We start from the raw sequence: 17,438 nt of genomic DNA, 5'->3' as shown, positions 1-17,438 counted from the left end.
ATTACGATGGGTAGCCTGTAACATATCCCCCGCTGGCGGGGGAAGAACTGTTATTTCAACAATTAGCCACTAACGCAAGGGGGTGGATAATAAGCAAAGGATTTTTGTCCACCCCCTTCAGATAACGGCGGTCTCTTGTTATTGTTTTCTGTTCCCCCGGCAGCGGGGGATATTATAGCTCCTTCAACTTCATACTACTTCAATGATATCCGCTGTTAAACGGTCGCACGCCCAGCGATGGCGCGCGTCAAGTTAAGAACAGATCATGTTGCCATGAAATGTAGCGCTGCACCTTTATTACCTGTATTGTCGTTTACTAACAGGATCAGCGCAGCGCTGCAGCTCCCAGGGCAAAAATTAACTTCACGCGCATGCGATTGATCGGGGCAAAAGTGGAAAAAAATCAGGGTGCCGGTCTTACTTAAACAGCAAACCCTATTTCGATATACGAATGGCTCTTCTGTTTGTAAAACAAGAGCGGGAAAGATGAAACCTATCGTTTCACCTTTCCCGCTTTGCCGCCCCGTGCCGGACACCCAATTCTATTGCGTCACCGCCGGCGTAGCATTCTTCGCCAGCCGGTCAATGTCTACCATATCGTCCACAACGTTGGCCGCCTGGTTGAGATAAATATCTTCGCTCATCCCCTTCAACCACTGCTTCACCCGCTCTGCTTTGTTCTTATCGTCTGCAAATTTATTAGCCTCTGAAGGCAGCATGGTTACATCCATTTTAGATTTCAGCTTCTGCGCCGCATTCAACTGGTCCGATTTTGCTTTTACCGCTTTCCGTTCTTCGCGATAGGTATCAATGTTCAGTGAGCTTTCATTATTTTCCCGCACCAGCCATTGGCTGTTGGCTTTAATTACCTTAAAAGCACTGTCTGTTTTCAAACGCTGGTCGCTCAGGCTTTTTATTTCGCCCAGGTTCCAGCTATTCTTCCAGGGGCTGTAGGATGCTTTTGCAATTTCATCATACGGCAATGCATCTTTATTATCCTTTTCCTTTAATTTAAGCACGTCCATATAGCTGGGCAGCACAATATCAGACTCCACACCTTTGAGCTGGGTAGAGCCTCCGCTCACCCGGTAAAACTTTTGCAGGGTCAGCTTAACCGTTCCAAGGTCAGACTCTCCGTAGGTAATGCCGTTCTTGGCATCCAGTCCAAAGTTGCGTTGTACGGTACCCTTTCCAAAAGTTGAGGTACTTCCAATAATTACCCCTCTTCCATAATCCTGTATGGCTGCAGCAAATATTTCAGAAGCTGATGCGCTGAATTCGTTGACCATCACTGCCAGCGGACCGCTATAAAGTACCGATGAGTCTTTTACATCCAGCACATTGGCCCGGTTGATCCGGTCTTTTACCTGAACCACGGGCCCCTTGCCTACAAAAAGCCCTACCATCTGCACCACATCATACAAAGATCCGCCGCCATTGTACCGGAGGTCAATAATAATACCATTAACCTGAGCATCTTTTAATTTCTGTACTTCTTTTGCTACATCAAGATAACTCCGGCGGCCGTTAGGATCGTCAAATGCCGCATAGAATTCCGGCAGGCAAATGATTCCTAATTTTGTGTGCTTTACCGGGTCATTGATCACAGCGCTCCGGGCATAAGTATCAAAATCGGTCTCCACCTTTTCCCGCTTCAATGCCACCACTTTTACCGTTCCGTCCGTTTTTCTTATGGTCAGTTTAACGATGGTACCTTCCTTACCCCTGATCAGTTTTACGGCATCCTGAACGTTGTACCCCATCAGGTCTTCTGCCGGGCCATCGCCCTGGGCTACCTTTGTAATGATATCGCCGTTTTGCAGCTGCCCCGATTTTTCGGCGGGGCTTCCCACATTCAGGGACGATATTTTGATTTTACCATCCACCTGCTGCAGCGCAGCGCCGATGCCAAAGAACGTACCGCTCATCTCTTCATCAAAATACCGTTTGTCTACCGGCGCCATAAAACTTGTATGCGGATCCATGGTATTGGCAATGGCATTCATAAACATATCAAACTTATCGTCTGCCGTATACTTTGCCTTATACCGTTCAAACAAACGCCCGATAACCGTATCCGTTCTGCTGCGTGCCTGCTGCTCCAGTTCTTTGTCGCTTTTGATGACGTAGCCTTTCTGGTTCTTATTGGCTTTTTTTTCATCCAGCAGGTCTACATATTTCTCCAGCGCCAGGTACTTTAATTTCTTTCTCCAGCGATCCCTGCGTTCCGCTGCGCTGCCCGGATACTGTAATTTATCAAAATCCAGGGCAATAGACTCCTTCTCTTCAAAGTTGAAGGGCTTTGCCAGGATCGCCTTGCTCCAGCCATCCGTTTCCCGGATCCTTCTGTCAAAAACTGTGGAGATCGCCAGAAAACTCTGGACGGGCGCTCCCTTCATCTCATCATCGATACGTGTGGCATAAAGTGCCGCCAGTGAATCATAATCCGATTTCAAAAAGACATTTTTTTCAAAATCAAGATCATCCATGAATTTATCAAAAACCTTTTTAGAGAAGCCGTCATCAATATTCTGCGGACTAAAATGCCCCTGAACGAGCAACTGCCCCACAAGGCCCATAATCTGTTCATATTTACCCGGAGGAGTACGGGCTACCGAAGACTTAAATGCGAAGAACGAGCCAACCAATAAAACAATCAGTAATATAAAAGGTAATCTTTTCATGTTCAATATATACTTTAACAAACCACGCATTTACCAAAAATACTGTTTAAAACGATGCTTTACGTATTTCAGGATCTTTTTTAAGACAATAAATTGATAAAATTCCGTCCTAAAATTACACCAATAAAAATATTTGATGTCGAAATATATATTTTCCTATGGTTTATTTCGTTTTTTTATATACATTTGCAGCCCTGTAAATGGTGGCTATAGCTCAGTTGGTTAGAGCATCAGATTGTGGTTCTGAGGGTCGCCGGTTCGAACCCGGTTAGCCACCCTGATTCAACCCCGAATTGCGATTCGGGGTTTTTTTGTAGGTATTTATAGCTAAAAAAAGTTTTCATGTGCTGCTGGTTGTTTCTTATTCTTCCTGCTTCGGCCCTTACCGGCTGGTTGATTCACTGGATCGCCGGCAATTATTTTCTGAACCGGTATCTTCCCCGGCAGGACGCGCCGCTTGCGGCAAAAGCAGGACAACTGACCGGCCGGCTGATGGAACAGACCTTCAATATGGAAGAAAAGATCAGTGATCCCGCATTGATCGAAAAAGCAATGCCCTCCATCGAAAAACATATTGATGATTTTTTGAACGTCAAGTTGAAAGAAGAGATCCCGATGCTGGGTATGTTCATTGGTAATAAAACCACCGATAAGATCCGGGAGGTTTTTATCAACCAGCTAAAGGTTCTGTTTCCGCAGGTGATGCTGCAGCTTGCCGGCCAGCTTAAAAATGAATTGAATCCGGAGCAGATCGTGATCCGGCAACTTACCCAAACGCCCCTGTCATCTCTGGTAAAAGATGATATAGCGGCAAAACTCCGAAAATACCGGAATGCAGGACTTCTCTACGGATTCATTATTGGACTGGTAAACCTGGTATTGCTTTATTTTATTCTTTAGAGCACCCGGTTTCAGAATTTTTTGAAGGCCTGTAACAAGAACTCCATTAATTAAGCGTCTAACGCACTAAAATAATTTTTTGATGAAAAAACTGTTATTCCTGGGGTTGACCCTACTATTATCGGCCGCTATGTATGCACAAAATGGCCAGATGCCCACAGGGTCGCTCTACGGAAGGGTGATCGACTCCGCCACCGGCAAAGGGATCGATGCCGCCTCCATACAATTGGTGCAGATAAAAAAGGATAGTGCTTCGGGGCAAAACAAAACAACTGTTGTTACCGGGATGCTCACCAGGGCAAACGGTGAATTCCGGCTGGAGGGTGTACCCGCAATAGGACGGTACCAGCTGGAAATTACGGGTATCGGCTACAAAGCCTATCAGAAACCCTTCTCTTTTATTGACCTGTCAAAGTTGAAACAGGGCAGCCGGGATATGGCATCGCTGCTGGGCAACCTGGATAAGGACCTGGGCAATATCCGGCTGGGTATCGATAACCAAACCCTTTCCAATGTGACAGTTTCCGGTACCAGGCCTTCCGTAAGCCTGGGCATTGACCGCAAAGTATATAATGTAGCCAACAACCTCATGGCCGCCGGAGGTACCGCAACCGATCTTTTAAAAAATATCCCTTCGGTAAACGTGGATATCGATGGTAATATCAGCATCCGCAACAGCAGTCCGCAGATATTTGTAGATGGAAGGCCCACTACCCTTACTCTTGATCAGATTCCATCGGATCAGATCGAGACCATTGAAGTGATTACGAACCCATCGGCTAAGTATGATGCATCCGGCGGAACAGCCGGTATCCTCAATATTGTACTGAAAAAAACAAAACGGGTAGGCTACAGCGGCAATGTGAGAGCGGGGATCGACCAGCGGGGCAAGTTCAACGCCGGAGGCAATGTTAACATACGCCAGGGCAAGTTCAACATCTTTGCCAATGCCAACTATGGCCAGCGCAAATCGGTTTCAAACGGAACAACGGAGCGAACAACCACTTTAAATGATACCACAACCACCCTGTTGCAAACCGACCATAACACCGGTGAAGGAACTTTCATGTTTGGGAGAGCCGGCTTTGATTATTTCCTGGACAACCGGAACACCCTTACGCTTTCCGGTATTGGAGTTAAGGGCAAATTCAATAACAATACAGAAAGCGATCTTTTTGTAGATACCCTCGCCGGAGCCGGAGCCTATGCGGCGCATTCAAAAACCATCCGGGAATCCGATGGTACGTTCAGTTTCCGTAACCTGGGCGGCAGCCTCGGATATGTTCATAATTTTCCAAAGAACGGGCACCAGCTTACTGCAGATGCCAACTATAATAAAAGTAAAAATAACAATCAGACAGCTGTGAGCAACAGCATTTTCGATAATGCTGCCGGCCCCCAAACCCGGAGCTTTAATCAGCTGCAGAAAGGTAATGGAACTACAGAACGCATTACCGCCCAGGCGGATTATACCAATCCCCTGTCCGATAATTCCAAGCTGGAAGCCGGTGTGCGCATGAACCAGACCAGCGTTTCCAGTGAGAACAATATGTACTACGTACTTTCCAACGGCGCCCTTCAGCTGCAGCCGCCTTTATCTTCACGGTTCGATTATAAGGACCAGGTGCTGGCCGCTTATGGAAACTTCTCCAGTAAAATAGGCGAAAAATTCGGTTACCAGGTTGGGGTAAGACTGGAAAGCTCCAACTATGACGGTACGGTTTATACAAGTACCAGGAACAATACAGGCAATTACGAATCATCCAGCAATCATTTTAACATCAAGTACCCCGTAAGCCTGTTTCCAAGCGTGTTCCTGAGCCAGAAATTAAACGACCAACAGGATCTGCAGCTTAACTATAGCCGCCGGATCAACCGCCCCGGCTTCTTCCAGCTGTTTCCTTTTACGGATTATTCGGATTCCCTTAACCTGAGCCGCGGTAACCCCGACCTGAAGCCTGAGTTTACCAACTCCTTTGAGCTGTCCTATTCCAATAACTTTAACAAGAACAATAACCTCATCCTTTCGGTATATTATAAACACACGTTGGGTCTTATAACCCGTTACCAATCTCCCGATGTAAATCCCATTAACGGCCGGCCGGTGCTGGTAAATACATACATCAACGCCAACTCCAGCTTTGTGGGAGGGTTTGAAGCCGTTGGGAAAAATAAACTCACCCCCTGGTGGGATCTTACCAGCAACCTGAATATCTATACTTCGAAGATCAACATCGATGATCCTGCCATCCCTACTGCCAACCAGATCTACAGCTGGTTTGGAAAAATCAATAATGATTTTAAGCTGCCGGCCAACTTTACCCTGCAATTGTCCGGCGATTATAATTCTAAAACGGTACTGGCCCCCGGAGGCAGCAGCAGCAACAACTCCGGCGGCGGACGCGGATTTATGGGCGGTACGGTAAGTGGTAATGCACAGGGGTATACCATGCCCCATTATGGCGTTGATGCGGCACTCAAATACGAGTTTCTCAAAGCAAAAGCCGCTTCCGTAACCCTGAGTGTAAACGATATCTTTAAAACGAGAAAAAGCGATATTTATACCGCCTCCACTTTCTTTAATCAGCACCAGGTACGCACCCGCGACCAGCAGTTTTTCCGCTTAAACTTTGCCTACCGCTTTGGGAAATTTGACGCATCCCTGTTCAAACGCAAGAATATGAAAGGGGAGCAGGAAAGCATACAGGGCGGCATGCAGGGCATGGGCGGACAGTAGGAAGGTTTGAAGTTCCAGGTTTGAGATTTAACGTTGGGTGCTGTTCTTTTACTCAATGTTCAGACATTAGAAATTCTCACATTTCCATATTTCCACATTCACACATTCTCTAATTTCCCGCAAAAATTAGGATATTCGCGCCTATCCATACTTCCTGTACTGGCAACGTTCAATAACCCGCGGAAAAATTGAAGCAAAGGCAAGTTTTTTTTACTGTAACAAATGATCTGTCGTTCGACCAGCGGATGAACCGTATCTGTTCAACACTGGCTGCAAACGGCTGGCAGGTTACGCTCATCGGCCGGAGGCTAAAGAACTCCCGGCCGCTGGAGCCTAAAATCTTCGGGCAAAAAAGATTGCGCTGTTTTTTTTCAAAAGGGAAAGGCTTCTATGCGGAATATAATATCCGCTTATTTTTTTGGCTGCTGTTTCATAAAGCTCCTGTTATTTGCGCCATTGATCTGGATACCATCCTCCCCTGCTTCTTTGCCTCCAAACTACAGGGGAGTAAGCGGGTTTATGACGCGCACGAATTCTTTACCGAGCTAAAGGAAGTAAAAACAAATCCCCTTTCATTTAAAATATGGACGGCAATCGAAAGATTTGCGGTACCGGAATTTAAATATGGGTATACTGTATGCGACAGCATTGCGCTTGAATTTGAAAGGCGCTACGGGGTAACCTACCCAACCATACGCAACATAGCCGTAGCCCAGCCTTTGGAAAGCCCTGTTCAGCAGCAGGAATATATCATTTATGCCGGGGCCGTCAATGAAGGTCGCGGATTTGAAGCCCTCATTCCGGCCATGAAGCAGGTTCCTTATCCCCTGCATATTTACGGAGACGGAAACTTTATGGTGCAGCTGGTACAACTGATAAAAGATAATAACCTTGAAAAAAAAGTGCTCCTCAAAGGGATGACGCCGCCCGGTGAATTATGGAATGCCATCCGCCGGGCCAAAGTGGCTGTGGGGCTTATTGAAGCCACAGGCATGAACCAATACTGGGCACTCCCCAACAAACTCTTTGATTACATACAGGCAGAAATTCCCCAGCTAACCATGAGTTACCCCGAAATAAAAAAGATCAATGATCAATACCATATTGCCGTACTGATTGACGAACTGTCTGCAGGCATCATTTCAGACCAACTCAACCTTTTAATGGAAGATGTTGTTCTATATCAAACACTGCAACGCAATTGCAGGTCAGCAAAAAAAGACCTAAATTGGGAGCAGGAGCAGCATAAAGTATTGGATTTTTATAACTCGTTGGTATAGAACTTGAGCAATCATTTACATATTGTTTGTTTGGACGTGCCGTGGCCGGCCGATTACGGTGGTGTTATTGATATGATGAACCGCATCCGGGCGCTTAACCGCCAGGGTGTAAAAGTACACCTTCATTATTTCAGCTATAATGACCGGGGCATTCCAAAAGAACTCCATATTTTTTGCGAATCGGTAAACGTTTATAAACGCAGAAAAAAAACCGAATGCCTGAGCCTCTCGCTTCCCTATATTGTTTCTTCACGGATAAACAGGGAGCTGACGGAGCAGCTCAACAAGGACAATCATCCTTTGTTGCTGGAAGGATTGCATTGCACCGGTATCCTGCCCTTTTTGAAGCATAAGGACCGAAAGATTTGTGTGCGCATGCACAACAACGAAGAAATCTATTATAAGGAACTGGCCCGCGCCAGTTCTGATCTTTTTAAAAAGATCTATTATACCACAGAAAGCCGCTTAATAAGAAAGTACCTGCCCACGCTGCCCAAAGACCTGATGCTGGCCTGTGTTTCGGACGCCGATATCCGTTTTTTTGAGGCGCAGGGATTTACCAACGCTTTCCTGCTGCCCACTTATCCCTCCTGGCAGGAGGTAAACAGTCTTGAAGGTATGGGCACCCATTGTCTTTTTCATGGCAATCTCTCGGTAGCCGAAAACGAGGAAGCGGCATTATGGCTGCTAAACAAGGTTTTTAATAAGGTAAGAGTGCCATTTATCATTGCAGGAAAAGATCCCGGCCGCCCCTTACAAAAAGCGGCCTCCCTTTGTCAGCATACCTGCCTGATCCGTAACCCCAGCGATTCCGAGATCAATGACCTGGTGCAAAAAGCGCATATTAATGTGCTGCCCAACTTCAATAAAAATATTACAGGAATAAGACTAAAGCTTTTACATTCATTATTTTCTGGCAGACATTGTGTAACAACACCCGCAATGGTATCCGGAACGGGGCTGGAAGCGGCATGCCATATCGGCAACAATTCCAGCGCCATTGCCTCCATCATCTCCCAGCTTTATTATAAACCTTTTGATGAAGACGAAATCCGGTTCAGAAAGACCCTGGTAGAACCATCGTTTAATAACGACCGCAATACCGGTAAGTTGCTCCGGCGGCTATGGTAACCGCAGCCCTTTATATTTTTCCCGCCAACCCTTCCTCAGATTTTTACAGGGAACCATTCAGTTACCCATTTAATAGCAGATGTCCCCTGGTGTTTACAGTACGCATGGGGTTAATAAATTGAAGTTTTTAACTATTTGATATACAAATAAATTTAAATTTCATATCTAATTCATAATATTATTTTTATCAATATTTTAGAGCAATTGAAAAAACAGATTCAAACATTCATGAATTCTACATTTCGCCCCTCTTAAAATGGTTTATTTTGCTTTTACTTTTTTTAAATATAAAATAATATTACTTATTCATAATCAATAAGTAATGAAAATTTAAAACAACTCATAAACTTAGTTTAATTTTTGACCCGTCTTTACAGAGAAATACTAAAAAATAACGCATCGCTTCTGCATCTTTTTGGGGTTTTTAACAATGAATTTTTCATTGCTTTTTGAAAAGCCGTTAATTTGCCGTCAAATACCATATCTGAATGAAACAAGTTTTTATTATAGCCGCTGCGCTACTTCTATTCTCTTCCTGTATGCGGTACCAGGACATAAAATTTGTAGGAGTGGAAAATGTAAAAATGGGCAAAATTGGCATGAACGAAACCACCATGGAAATGAACCTCGTGTTCAACAACCCCAATAAACTGGGCGCCCTGCTCAATAGTGCCGGTGGCAAGGCCTGGATCCAGGATATTTATATTGGGGACTTCCTGCTGAATGAGAGCGTAAAGATCCCAGCCCGGAGCGATTTTTCGGTTCCCGTACGATTAAAAGTAAACCTGAAGGACCTGTTGAGTAACTCGCTCAACCTGATCACCCGGGATTCGGTATCGATCAAACTGGACGGCAATGCCCGGTTAAGCAAGGGCTCGCTTATAAAAAATTTCCCGTTGCGGTACAACGGGAAAAAAGCATCTAATGATTTGTTAAGCCAGTTTAAATTTTAAATGCCCTGCCAGTTGGCCGGGTCCTCGCGCCATTGCAGCAACAATGCGGCTTCATCTTCTTTAATAATCCCTTTTTCAAGCGCCAGCTCCAGCAGTACCGGGTAGCTGGTCAGCGGGCGGTATTTTATATTGCGCGCGGCAAAAGCAGCTTGTGCCACAGGGAAATCATAGGTAAAAATAGACACCATTCCCACCACATTTAACCCCGCGGCCTCCAGGGCATCAACAGCCTGCAGACTGCTTTTGCCGGTACTTACCAGGTCCTCCACCACAGCAATCTTCTGCCCTTTTTCAAACAATCCCTCTACCTGGTTGCCCAGTCCGTGCTCCTTGGGTTTGGGGCGCACATAAATAAACGGCAATTTCAGCTGATCGGCAGCAAGAGCCCCCCAGGCAATGGCCCCGGTGGCCACCCCGGCTATACAGTCGGCTTCACCAAATTCTTCAAACAGCAGGTTGCACATTTCACTTTTGATAAAATCACGTACAAACGGAAACGACAAAATGCTCCGGTTATCGCAATAAATCGGGCTCTTCCAGCCGCTGGCCCAGGTAAAAGGCGCTTCCGGCCTCAATTTAACTGCATTAACCTGCAGTAATTTTTCTGCAACTACTTTTGCATCGTTCATAATAGCTCCCTAAATTTAGGCTGCGAAATTAAGCGCATCTTTTTATAAATCTGAAATTATATGCAAATTAAAATACACATCAATAATAAAACCCTCTATCTCTGCGATCAGCCTGATGACCGGCTAAAGGAGTTGCTGCATCATCCCGAAACGGTGCTGATCGATGAGCTGGACACGCATTCTATAAAGGCCATGCTGCGGGAGTTAACGCTCCCCGAAATTAAAACAGGGATTTTTATGCACCCCGATTTCGACCTGCTTAAAAATACATTCTTCAAAAAATTTGAGGTTATACAGGCCGGCGGAGGCCTTGTTATAAATGAGCGGGTCGATGTGCTGATGATTCATCGCAGGGGCTTTTGGGATCTGCCAAAGGGAAAACTGGACGAAGGCGAAACGATTGAAGCATGTGCCCTGAGAGAAGTAAGAGAGGAAACCGGGCTATCGCAAATTGAGCTGCAAAAGCCACTGCAGATCACCTATCACACTTATGAGCAGGGCACCCACCATATCCTTAAAGAATCACACTGGTTCCTGATGAAAGGAAGTTTTAGGGAAGCGCTGGTACCGCAAACGGAAGAAGACATTACCGAAATCGGATGGATGCCGCCCCCCCAGGTGTCCATTCATAAGCAGCTTGCTTATGCCTCTATTGTAGACGTACTCGAAACCTGGGAACAGGGTAATTGGGATTGATGTTTGGTACTAACCGGAGGGTGCATAATATTTTTGGGGATTCTTTTTTAATTCCGGTACGGGCGGGCAAAGGACGCAGCGAATACGCGTGCCCGCAACGGCGGTTACTATTAAATATCCTTGCGAACCTCGCGAATTCCTGGCGCACTTTGCGGTTAAAACCTGACTCTAAAAGAAGTTTGAAAGAATGTTATGCACCCTAACCGGCTCTTCCTTCTATTTGTATTTTTGTTATCCATCACGGGTGTAGCTGGTGGTTTCCCTGTTAATAGCGGCCCTTCTCCCACCCGCTTATAGCTCCACCCGGGACCCCATTTTCACGCCCGAAGCCTATCGACCATTAACCATTGACTATTGACCATCAGCCATCCACTTCAAACTAAAACCTTAGTAATTTATTAACGCCTTCATTGTTGGCCTTTTCTTAAGAGCCTCGTCTATATAATAGAACAACATTCATCAAAAAACAAAGGAGGTCAGTATGAAAAAGTTATTTATTTTAATGATGCTGGCAGGCGCAGTGGCCGCCACTCAATCTACCAGTGCACAGGTGCACATCAATGTAAATATCGGCAATCAGCCGCAATGGGGTCCTCATGGTTATAGTTATGAACGGGCCCGCTATTATTACCTTCCGGAGATCAATGCCTACTATGATGTGCGTAATGGAACCTATATTTACCAGAACCGCAGAAGTTGGGTTACAACCCGTACCCTGCCCCTGCAATATAGAAACGTCAATCTTTATAACACGTATAAAGTGGTGATCAATGACCGCAACCCATGGCGCTACAATGCCATGCATCAAAACCGTTATAACCGCTACCGGAATGATCACAGCCAGGTTTCGATAAGAGACTACGCTTATCGTAACAGCAACAACCAGCGGGATAAAAACGGCTACAGGGATGACCACCGCAATCGCGATTATGCACGGGATCGTAACGACCGCGGACGTCATTAAACCGGTCAGGGAATAAAAAAAGTGAATCGATTCGTTATAAAAGACCGTTCCTTCAAAAAGGCTTCAGGAAATGTAAAAAAACAAATACCCAATATAAAACCCGCCTGCCCGGTCATTCAGGCAGATGCAAAAGTGGCCCGGTCAAAACCGACAGGCCACTTTTGCTAAACGAATGCTTCTTTTTCGTTTTACATGCTTTATTTGGCGCCCGCCCAATCCGATACGGGCGGGTTTTGCGTTGATACGGAGACAACTTCTCTTATTTTTCGCGTTTCAGCAGGTAATTCCCCGCGGAGCAGGACAGGCATTTACGTTTATCGCAATACCGGGTCTTTAATTCGATAAAAGCCTGCGAATCCAATGCCGACCGGCTCCTGAGCCCCAGACATTCGAACCCTTTTGTAATCGTATTTTTCTCGGGCTTTGTTTCTTCCAGCCAACGGATGGCTTTTTCCTTCAGGTCGTAGCGCCCGTATATATTTCCGTAGGCAAAAAGCAGCGGCGTGATGGTGTTGATCACAATATTATCCACCATTGAAGCGCCTACCGATTTTATCCGGAGAGCGCTTTGTACGGATAGCGTATAGTGATAATGCCAAAAATCATTAGCATCTGCTTTAAACCACTGCCGCACCTGGCTCAGCGATGCTTCCTGCATGATTTTCGAAAACAAGTGAGTTGAAGATGCGATAACCGCTGCAAGCTGCGCCAGCCGCACGGTAGGAAAATTGCCCGGGCGCATACGTAAAAAGTGAACCGGATGGGGCACCGGCTGCAGGCTGTATTTCTTTTTAAGAAACCGGTATTCCCGCTGCAGCATCTGTGGGTAAGGATCATCGAAGCGGCCATTTAACAATCCTCCCTGCCCCAGCAATAATGCCTCCAGCTGTTGCACCTGTTGTTTATGTTTTGCCAGCAACCGGAGCGGGATACTTTTTGCGATCGCTTCAAACGCATCTCCATTAACGGGCAAACCAAAATTCCTGGCCAGCAGCCACCAAAAGCTTTCTTCCCAATGCCGGTGATTGGCTTCAAGATAGTCTTCCACCAATCCGCCTTTACGAATCAGGCGCTCCGCCACAAGGCGACTTTTCCAAACACTAAGCGTTATCTCCGGAACAGCAGCAATCAGTTGCTCACAGGGTATAAAAGACCGGGCATTGCAAAACTCCTCATACCGGCTTAACAGGCTTCGGGAAATCAGGGTTTTGAGCTCCACAACCGGTAGCGTTTCCTCATCTTTACGGTCATCCTCATAGACCACATGAAGAATCACTTTCTGGTAATTACGGTCGTATTGATGCAAATGCCGGTTCCAGTCTGAGGTTTTAAGATGCAGCTCCACAGATCCCGCCCACAACGTGTTACCGATGCGGATGCGGGCATGCTCAAAATCGGGCCCCTGGTTGCGGTTCAGCATTCCTGTATTCACTACCTGCACGGGTATGCCATCGGTTGTTGCCAATGACCGGGCATTAAAATACTGAAACTGCCAAATGTATTGGAGAAGCTGTTCGTTCATAGGTTTTTATTTTTCAGGTTAAGCAAAAAATCAGTCACTTCCTGCGGGCTGATACTGCAATTTACGAATTTCCTGCAAAACCCGGCTCACCGGCAGTCCCATTACATTATAAAAATCCCCGTTAATTTTTTTGATACCCGTAACCCCGATCCATTCCTGTATGGCATAGGATCCGGCCTTATCAAAAGGTTGATACCGGTCGATGTAGTAAACAATCTGCCGGTTCGTTAGCGGATAGAACGTTACCTCTGTTACATCGGAAAAGAGGATTTCCTGCTGATCTTTTACCAGGGCCACCCCGGTAATAACCTGGTGGGTGGCATCCTGCAGCCGGGTAAGCATATCAATAGCTTCTTCCCTGCTTTTGGGTTTGCCAATCACCCAGTCGTTCAGCGCCACCACGGTATCCGCAGCAAGAATGATTCTCCCGCTTTCTACCTCACCCATTACGGCCTGTGCTTTTTTCAGTGCTACATCGGCAATGGCAGCACACAGATCCCGGGCCGGATCAAAACGTTCGTCAATTTCCCGGGTAAGGATATCGAACGGAACATCGGCCCATTCCAGTATCTGTTTGCGGCGCGGGGAGGAAGATGCAAGAACGATCCGGTTGTTGCTCATAAAATCAGAGATAAAAATAAAAAATGCCCATCGACAAAATGCCCGTCAGCATAATACCCTTGGTAACCATGCTCAGGTAATGATATGCCTGCGGGGTATTTGCGGGCAGCAGTTTCCGGAGCAGCCAGGCCGCCGGGATAATGACCAGCAGTACACAATAAACCACCCCGGGCCACCAGCCCAGCTGAAGAATGTAAAACTGAACCACCAGCAGCAGCGCCATCAGCAGCGTAAGCCATACGGCAATATATACTTTAGTAGCGTTTACCCCCCATGCAATCGGCATGGTGTTGCAACCATATTTCCGGTCGCCTGCGATGTCCTCCATATCTTTTATAGCCTCCCGCACCAGTGAAATCATAAAGGCAAATCCGGCATAAAGTACGGCAAAACGAAAAAGCTTGAGCTGGTTTTCCTGCCCGTTGCCAAAGGCGTCTGAAAAAGAGAATTTGGAAAGAAAAATGATCATGATCGTCCAGGCCGTCAGCAACGAAATAACAATATTTCCGATCAGGATTTCTTTTTTGAATTTTGCCGAATAGAACCACAAGAGCAATACACACAACATATTGGCCGCCACCAGGTACCAGCGGGATACTGCCGCCGCCGTAAGCAAAATACCCAGTATACTTAACACCAGGTGCCATACCAGGGCCCACCTGCGATTGATATATTTGCCAATGATCATTTTCTGCGGTTTGTTGATCCGGTCAATGTTCATATCAAAATAATCGTTGATGATATTTCCGGCAGCTGCAATAAACACGGAAGCCAGCACCAGCATTATAAACCGGGAAGGGGGCTCTTTTCCCTCCCCGTAAATTGGAGCGTAAATGCAATACTGGAACATTACCTGAGTTAAAGCAATAAAGATCAGGTTTGGGTAACGCACCAATCTGAAAAATGCCGCTATTTTCATCCGGGTCTTTTTAAATTTAAGTAGAAGCAACCAGCGGTTCGTTTCCCCACTGGCCATTGCTGCGCAATACTTTTTCAATCACTTCGCGCACACAGCCGCGTCCGCCGTTAAAGCCGGAAATAAACCGCGCTTTTTGCTGGATCTCTCCCACCGCATCCGCCGGGCAGGCCGGCAAGCCTACAATATCAAAAACAGGCAGGTCCGGCAGATCATCTCCCATAAACAAAATGGCCTCCGGCGCCCATTTTTTTTGCTCCATAAGCCCCTGGATAAAGATTTTCTTATCCTTTACTTCAAAATACATTTCACGGATGCCCAGTTTGCCAAGGCGCTGTTGCACGGCAGACGGCGCCGATCCCGAAACAATAATAACCTCATAATTCAGTTTAATCAGCAGTTGTAGTGCATATCCGTCTTTCACATTCATAACGCGGGCCATTTCGCCGCTTTCCAACACCAGCAGGTCGCCATCGGTAAGCACTCCATCCACATCAAAAATAAACGTTCTTATTTTCTGGAACCGCTGCAACAGATTCATGCTATTGTAATTTTATTAAAGCTGATGCAAATGTATAGGATTCAACCCGTTCGCTGAAACCGGAAATATTCAGATTTGAGCATTCAGTATTTAGTACCTGTATTTTAGTATTCAGGCGTTGGCGTTGAGAATTGAGACATTTCTACCAGTGCAAAAGCGTTAACGTGAAACTTTAAACCTTAAACTTGAAACAAACACGCCTTCAGCAATGCTTCATCAGTGCCTCCGTCAGGAAATTATAAACGGAAAGTTGCTCCGGATAGTCTTTTAAAATTTCCTGGTGCCGCCTGATGGTATCCTGATCTCCTCGGGCGGCCGGCCCGGTCTGCATCCGGGAGGGCGATTCGTCCTTTAACCGCTCTACGGTATTTTGCAGCAGGGGCAGCAATTCCTTAAAAGCAACCCCTTCCCGGTTGCAAAATGATTCCGCCAGGTCAAATAAATAGTTCGTAAAATTATTAACAAAAACCGCGGCTACATGAAGCTTTGAGCGCTTGTCCAGGTTGGCGGTATGTACCGGATTGGCGGTAATGGAGCCCGCCAGCTGATCCAGCACTTTTTTTGTTTTGTCATTGGAAGCCTCCGTATATATCGTTAGCTCAGGAATCTTTTCCTGCTGTTTCCGCATACTTTGCAGTGGGTAAAAGACCCCATAATTATCAGTAACCCCCCTTAAAACCTCCATGGGCACCGCAGCAGCCGTATGCACAACTATTTTCCCCTTCAACCGCAGGTCGGCCGCCAGCGGCGCAATAGCCGTATCACTTACCGCTACCAGGTATACATCCCCCGCCCCGGATATAAGGCTTGTATAATTTGCAGACTCTGTATCCAACTCATAAGCCAGCTCAGATGCCGCGCTGGCATTGCGTCCGTAAACCTGCAGGATCTCATGACCCGCATTGCGCAGTTTCCGCCCTAATACCGCCGCCACATTCCCCGATCCAAGTATAACAATATTCATAATATAGATACCTTTAGAAAAATTACGGATGAAATTACAAAATTTTATAAAGGAACTTTACAAAGCCCGGATCAGGTTGCTGGCGCTCGTTTCCAAAAAGCGGGCGGGCGATGCGGCTTTCCGGATCTTTTGTACCCCGATTGGCAAAGGAAATTACGCGCTTAGCCCCCTTTTACAATCGGCCGTACAATTGACCCTGCAGTTTGGGCAATATCGTTTAAAGGGCTATTGCTGGAACGAGGGGGCAAAACAAAAGCTCCTGATTGCCCATGGCTTTCGCTCGCATACCCAACGGTTCGAGCACCTGGTGCCCGGCCTGATTGAAAAAGGATATGAGGTGGTAGCTTTTGATGCCCCGGCCCACGGGCATAGCAGCGGCAAACAGATCAACGCGGTAGATTATACGCAATTAGTAGCGGTACTTACCCGCGAATATGGCCCCTTCAGCGCCTATATCGGCCATTCATTTGGTGGTTTGGCCGTGGCCCTGGCCGTTTCTGAACTGCCGCAACCCGCAGCTGTTAAAATGGTATTGTTTGCCCCGGCCGCCGACACCGGCGGCCTGGCCACTGTTTTTTTTAAACAAATGGCTATTGGTGATCGGGAAATACAGCGGCACTTTTATAATAATGTGATCCGGCTTTCGGGGAAAGAACTGAGCTGGTTTACCATCAAAAGATGTTTGCCGGCCCTTAAGAGTGAAATTCTGTGGATCCATGACCAGGAGGACCCCATCACTCCTGTAAAAGAAGCCCTGGAAATACAGGAGCTGGCTCCGCCAAATATCCGGTTTATTTTTACCAAAGGGCTCGGGCATAGTAAAATTTACCGGGACGCAACTGTTTTAAAGAAGGTAATCGATTTTCTTTAAATCTGTAAAATGATAGTCGCCGTGAGGTA

The 17,438-nt window shown here is 46.4% G+C and carries 15 protein-coding genes and 1 tRNA gene; 9 read left to right on the top strand and 7 right to left on the bottom strand.

What is annotated here, in order from left to right; all coding sequences use genetic code 11:
• Positions 1 to 542: 542 nt before the first annotated feature.
• Positions 543 to 2,684 carry a carboxy terminal-processing peptidase gene (locus GGU45_RS15035; RefSeq protein ID WP_435226054.1) on the bottom strand — a complete coding sequence of 714 codons (2,142 nt, stop codon included), beginning with the start codon at positions 2,682 to 2,684 and terminating at the stop codon, positions 543 to 545.
• A gap of 203 nt (positions 2,685 to 2,887) precedes the next feature.
• Between GGU45_RS15035 and GGU45_RS15030 the strand changes: the two genes are divergently transcribed.
• The 6 genes from GGU45_RS15030 to GGU45_RS15005 all read left to right on the top strand — a co-directional run bounded on the left by GGU45_RS15030 (position 2,888) and on the right by GGU45_RS15005 (position 9,685).
• Positions 2,888 to 2,961: transfer RNA gene (locus tag GGU45_RS15030), tRNA-His, on the top strand.
• A gap of 65 nt (positions 2,962 to 3,026) precedes the next feature.
• Positions 3,027 to 3,584, top strand: coding sequence for a DUF445 domain-containing protein (locus GGU45_RS15025; RefSeq protein ID WP_435226052.1), 558 nt, complete (start codon positions 3,027 to 3,029; stop codon positions 3,582 to 3,584).
• Between the two features lie 82 nt (positions 3,585 to 3,666).
• Positions 3,667 to 6,321, top strand: a complete 2,655-nt coding sequence (locus GGU45_RS15020) for a TonB-dependent receptor domain-containing protein (protein WP_435226050.1) — start codon at positions 3,667 to 3,669, stop codon at positions 6,319 to 6,321.
• 188 nt (positions 6,322 to 6,509) lie between these two features.
• A complete protein-coding gene (locus GGU45_RS15015; protein ID WP_435226049.1) occupies positions 6,510 to 7,601 on the top strand; it encodes a glycosyltransferase in 1,092 nt (363 codons plus the stop codon).
• Positions 7,602 to 7,604: 3 nt separating this feature from the next.
• A complete protein-coding gene (locus GGU45_RS15010; protein ID WP_435226047.1) occupies positions 7,605 to 8,732 on the top strand; it encodes a glycosyltransferase in 1,128 nt (375 codons plus the stop codon).
• Positions 8,733 to 9,220: 488 nt separating this feature from the next.
• Complete coding sequence (locus GGU45_RS15005) at positions 9,221 to 9,685, top strand: LEA/WHy family protein (protein ID WP_435226045.1); 465 nt, start codon at positions 9,221 to 9,223, stop codon at positions 9,683 to 9,685.
• On the opposite strand, the gene pyrE is transcribed toward GGU45_RS15005, so the two are convergent.
• On the bottom strand, positions 9,682 to 10,314 hold the full coding sequence (pyrE, locus tag GGU45_RS15000; RefSeq protein WP_435226043.1) for an orotate phosphoribosyltransferase: 633 nt from the start codon (positions 10,312 to 10,314) through the stop codon (positions 9,682 to 9,684). The genes GGU45_RS15005 and pyrE overlap by 4 nt on opposite strands.
• Before the next feature lie 60 nt (positions 10,315 to 10,374).
• Here pyrE and GGU45_RS14995 point away from each other — a divergent pair, with 60 nt between their 5' ends.
• Together GGU45_RS14995 and GGU45_RS14990 are read left to right on the top strand one after the other, a co-directional pair.
• Positions 10,375 to 11,010: an NUDIX hydrolase gene (locus GGU45_RS14995; protein ID WP_435226041.1), complete on the top strand. Its 636-nt coding sequence runs from the start codon at positions 10,375 to 10,377 to the stop codon at positions 11,008 to 11,010.
• Positions 11,011 to 11,491: 481 nt separating this feature from the next.
• On the top strand, positions 11,492 to 11,974 hold the full coding sequence (locus GGU45_RS14990; RefSeq protein ID WP_435226040.1) for a hypothetical protein: 483 nt from the start codon (positions 11,492 to 11,494) through the stop codon (positions 11,972 to 11,974).
• Positions 11,975 to 12,233: 259 nt separating this feature from the next.
• Here GGU45_RS14990 and GGU45_RS14985 read toward each other — a convergent pair whose 3' ends face one another.
• The 5 genes from GGU45_RS14985 to GGU45_RS14965 form a co-directional block, all read right to left on the bottom strand.
• Positions 12,234 to 13,496: a DUF2851 family protein gene (locus GGU45_RS14985; RefSeq protein WP_435226038.1), complete on the bottom strand. Its 1,263-nt coding sequence runs from the start codon at positions 13,494 to 13,496 to the stop codon at positions 12,234 to 12,236.
• Positions 13,497 to 13,526: 30 nt separating this feature from the next.
• Positions 13,527 to 14,117, bottom strand: a complete 591-nt coding sequence (locus GGU45_RS14980; protein ID WP_435226037.1) for a Maf family protein — start codon at positions 14,115 to 14,117, stop codon at positions 13,527 to 13,529.
• A 4-nt stretch (positions 14,118 to 14,121) separates the two neighbouring features.
• Complete coding sequence (locus tag GGU45_RS14975; RefSeq protein ID WP_435226035.1) at positions 14,122 to 15,036, bottom strand: geranylgeranylglycerol-phosphate geranylgeranyltransferase; 915 nt, start codon at positions 15,034 to 15,036, stop codon at positions 14,122 to 14,124.
• Positions 15,037 to 15,052: 16 nt separating this feature from the next.
• Positions 15,053 to 15,574: a KdsC family phosphatase gene (locus tag GGU45_RS14970; RefSeq protein WP_435226033.1), complete on the bottom strand. Its 522-nt coding sequence runs from the start codon at positions 15,572 to 15,574 to the stop codon at positions 15,053 to 15,055.
• A 202-nt stretch (positions 15,575 to 15,776) separates the two neighbouring features.
• Positions 15,777 to 16,538 carry a Rossmann-like and DUF2520 domain-containing protein gene (locus GGU45_RS14965; RefSeq protein WP_435226031.1) on the bottom strand — a complete coding sequence of 254 codons (762 nt, stop codon included), beginning with the start codon at positions 16,536 to 16,538 and terminating at the stop codon, positions 15,777 to 15,779.
• Between the two features lie 28 nt (positions 16,539 to 16,566).
• On the opposite strand from GGU45_RS14965, the gene GGU45_RS14960 reads away from it, so the two are divergent.
• A complete protein-coding gene (locus GGU45_RS14960; protein WP_435226029.1) occupies positions 16,567 to 17,409 on the top strand; it encodes an alpha/beta hydrolase in 843 nt (280 codons plus the stop codon).
• Positions 17,410 to 17,438 lie beyond the last annotated feature (29 nt).

The sequence above is a fragment of the Niabella hirudinis genome (assembly GCF_051201075.1).
Classification (GTDB): domain Bacteria; phylum Bacteroidota; class Bacteroidia; order Chitinophagales; family Chitinophagaceae; genus Niabella; species Niabella hirudinis.
Note: the sequence above shows the minus strand (reverse complement) of the source record. Positions and strands in the feature narration are given on the sequence as shown.

Excerpts from the sequence above, each read along its gene's own strand:
- GGU45_RS15035 (WP_435226054.1), bottom strand. The coding sequence starts at position 2,684 with ATGAAAAGATTACCTTTTATATTACTGATTGTTTTATTGGTTGGCTCG.
- GGU45_RS15025 (WP_435226052.1), top strand. The coding sequence starts at position 3,027 with ATGTGCTGCTGGTTGTTTCTTATTCTTCCTGCTTCGGCCCTTACCGGC.
- GGU45_RS15020 (WP_435226050.1), top strand. The coding sequence starts at position 3,667 with ATGAAAAAACTGTTATTCCTGGGGTTGACCCTACTATTATCGGCCGCT.
- GGU45_RS15005 (WP_435226045.1), top strand. The coding sequence starts at position 9,221 with ATGAAACAAGTTTTTATTATAGCCGCTGCGCTACTTCTATTCTCTTCC.
- pyrE (WP_435226043.1), bottom strand. The coding sequence starts at position 10,314 with ATGAACGATGCAAAAGTAGTTGCAGAAAAATTACTGCAGGTTAATGCA.
- GGU45_RS14995 (WP_435226041.1), top strand. The coding sequence starts at position 10,375 with ATGCAAATTAAAATACACATCAATAATAAAACCCTCTATCTCTGCGAT.
- GGU45_RS14990 (WP_435226040.1), top strand. The coding sequence starts at position 11,492 with ATGAAAAAGTTATTTATTTTAATGATGCTGGCAGGCGCAGTGGCCGCC.
- GGU45_RS14985 (WP_435226038.1), bottom strand. The coding sequence starts at position 13,496 with ATGAACGAACAGCTTCTCCAATACATTTGGCAGTTTCAGTATTTTAAT.
- GGU45_RS14980 (WP_435226037.1), bottom strand. The coding sequence starts at position 14,117 with ATGAGCAACAACCGGATCGTTCTTGCATCTTCCTCCCCGCGCCGCAAA.
- GGU45_RS14975 (WP_435226035.1), bottom strand. The coding sequence starts at position 15,036 with ATGAAAATAGCGGCATTTTTCAGATTGGTGCGTTACCCAAACCTGATC.
- GGU45_RS14970 (WP_435226033.1), bottom strand. The coding sequence starts at position 15,574 with ATGAATCTGTTGCAGCGGTTCCAGAAAATAAGAACGTTTATTTTTGAT.
- GGU45_RS14965 (WP_435226031.1), bottom strand. The coding sequence starts at position 16,538 with ATGAATATTGTTATACTTGGATCGGGGAATGTGGCGGCGGTATTAGGG.
- GGU45_RS14960 (WP_435226029.1), top strand. The coding sequence starts at position 16,567 with ATGAAATTACAAAATTTTATAAAGGAACTTTACAAAGCCCGGATCAGG.